Consider the following 2705-nt stretch of genomic DNA (forward strand, 5'->3'; position numbering starts at 1 on the left):
TTCCCGGTTTCGAGAAGCTGGAGGTCGCCGGGGCCGGCTACATCAACGCTCGCCTTAATCGCGCCCAAGCCGCTTCGGCAATTGCTGCCGACAAGGAAGGCGAACTCACCGCCGCCGAACGCCAGTCACTGGCCGCGCGCAAAATCCTGGTCGAGCACAGCTCCATCAATCCCAACAAGGCAGCGCATATCGGCCACCTGCGCAACGCCATCCTGGGCGACACCTTCGTCCGCCTGCTGCGCTCCACCGGCCGCTCCGTGGACGTCCAGAACTACATCGACAACACCGGGGTGCAGGTCGCCGACGTAGTCGTTGGTTTTCTTTACGTAGAGAAGAAGTCGCTGCCCGAGCTCGAGCGCCTCGCCGCCACCGACCCGCGCTTCGACTACACCTGCTGGGACGTCTACGCCCGCGCCTCGCAGTGGTACGAGGAAGACAAGAGGAACGTCGACAAGCGCCTGGAAACCCTCCACGCCCTCGAAGCCGGCGACAACGACATTGCCCGCGTCGCCGAGCTCATCTCCACCACCGTGCTCCGCCGCCACCTTCAGACTATGGAGCGCCAGGACATCGAGTACGACTTCCTGCCGCGCGAAAGCGAGATCGTCCACCTCGGCTTCTGGGAGCTCGCCTTCCAGCAGCTCAAGGAGAAGGGCGTCGTTTATCTCGAGACCCAGGGTCCCAAGGCCGGCTGCTGGGTGATGAAGCGTCCCTCCACCCCAACACGCGTGACAACGGCGCGTGCAGGGGACACGGACGCGCCTGCGCGGACAGCCTCGCGCGAAGCTACAGCGGTCGCGGCCGAACAACCGGAGTCACCAGATCGACCTGGGGCTGGGCGCACCGGAGTGGCGGAAGAAGCTGAGGACACAAAGGTCCTCGTCCGCTCCAACGGCACCGTGGTTTACGAAGGCAAGGACATCGCGTATCACCTGTGGAAGTTCGGGCTGCTCGGCCGCGACTTCGGCTATCGCCGCTTCTACCGCTACGCCGACGGCCACGAGTGCTGGATCTCAACCTCGCCTGAGCGCAGCGAGCCCAACCACCCTCACTTCGGCGGCGTCAGCGAGATCTACAACGTGATTGACGCGCGCCAGGCCGAAGCGCAGAACGCGGTCATCGAGGCGCTGCGCGGCCTGGGCTACACCGAGGCGGCAGAGAACTACCATCATTTTTCCTACGAGATGGTGGCGCTCACCCCGCGCTGCGCCGCCGAGCTTGGCTACTCGCTCTCCGAGGACGACTGGAGTCGCCCCTTCATCGAGGTCTCCGGCCGCCGCGGCTTCGGCGTCAAGGCGGACGATCTGCTGGACGCGCTCATCGCCTCCGCCGCCGGCGAAGTAGACTCGCGCCACCCCGAGCTGGACGAGCGCGAGCGCCGCCGCATCGCCGGCCAGATCGCTATCGGCGCCCTGCGCTACTTCATGCTCAAGTTCACCAAGCCCACCATCATCGCCTTCGACTTCAAGGAGGCCCTCAGCTTCGAAGGTGAAACCGGCCCCTACGCGCAGTACGCCGTGGTCCGCGCCACCAACATTTTCCGCAAGGCAGGCGTGGACCCGGAGCAAATGGCTGACGGCCAACGGTCGACGGCTGACGGCCACCCAGCAATTGCCAACGACCACCGACTAACGACTAACGACAAGCGGCCAACTGCCAACGGCCAATTGCCAACTGCTATCTTCGAAACTTTCTTTTCCGGCGAAAACGGCAACGAATTCTGGGAACTCTGGCTGGCCGCTTCCAAGACCTCGTACCTGGTAGACCAGTGCATCGCCACCACCGAGCCCGCCTACGCCGCCAAGCACGCGTTTCAGTTGGCGCAGATGTTCAACAATTTCTACCATCGCCACCACATCCTCACCGAAGCCGACGAGGATCGTAAGCGCTTCCTGCTGGCCACGGTCGCCGTTGTCCGCCGCGAACTCATCCGCGTCCTGGCGCTCATGGGGATTACGGTTCCGCCGGTGATGTAGCCCGCCCGCAACTCGCCTGTGACTTCGGGACTTTCCAGTACATGGCGCCCGAGGTGCTTTTGCATTCGCCATAACCAGAACCGCGGCCGTCGGCGAACAAACTGCTGTCTTCGGCCCTCGCACCCATACGAATCGAGCCCGCGAAGCGGGCGCCTGCTCATAGCCCGGCACTTCAGTGCCCGGTAGGTCCCAGCATGCGAGCGAGTCCAGTAGGAGTCTGTGTCACAACTCGAAGTGCTGTCTGAGAAGTGGAACGAATGAGTGTTTTCAGCCGCGAAGCGGCGCCAGAATGTGCAGCCCACGGCGTAAGCTGTAGGTAAGAGTGGGAAATAGAATCACCACTTCGCCAATCGCTAACTCGTTAAATCGCTAAGTCTCGAAAGTCCGACTCCCTTTTCCGATCGCTCCTGCGCTTCGTGCGTCGCGGTAATACGCGCTTGCGAACGCGCGCTGCTTGCGCCATCACCCTCCGCCATGCTGCGCACGAATTCCACCAGCGAGCGCACCGCGATTCCCGACGGTCCCTTGGCGATCCACGCCTTGCTGTCCTCCACCCACGCGGTGCCGGCGATGTCGAGGTGCACCCAGGGCGTGTCTTCCACGAATTCCTTGAGAAACATGGCGGCCGTGATGGCGCCGCCCCAGCGCCCGCCGGTGTTGACGATGTCGGCGATATTGGAGCGGATCATCTCCTGGTACTCGGCGTCGAGCGGCAGCCGCCACATTTTT

General features: G+C 63.4%; 2 protein-coding genes. One reads left to right on the forward strand and one right to left on the reverse strand.

Annotated features, from left to right (window positions below):
* Positions 1–1976 (forward strand): arginine--tRNA ligase (gene argS, locus VFA60_05805; GenBank protein ID HZQ91288.1); only part of this gene is annotated, 1976 nt, incomplete at its 5' end.
* A gap of 353 nt (positions 1977–2329) precedes the next feature.
* Here the strand turns inward: argS and VFA60_05810 are convergent.
* Positions 2330–2705 (reverse strand): hypothetical protein (locus tag VFA60_05810; protein HZQ91289.1); only part of this gene is annotated, 376 nt, incomplete at its 5' end.

It is taken from the genome of Terriglobales bacterium, assembly GCA_035651995.1.
In the GTDB taxonomy this organism is placed as follows: Bacteria; Acidobacteriota; Terriglobia; order Terriglobales; family Acidobacteriaceae; genus DASRER01.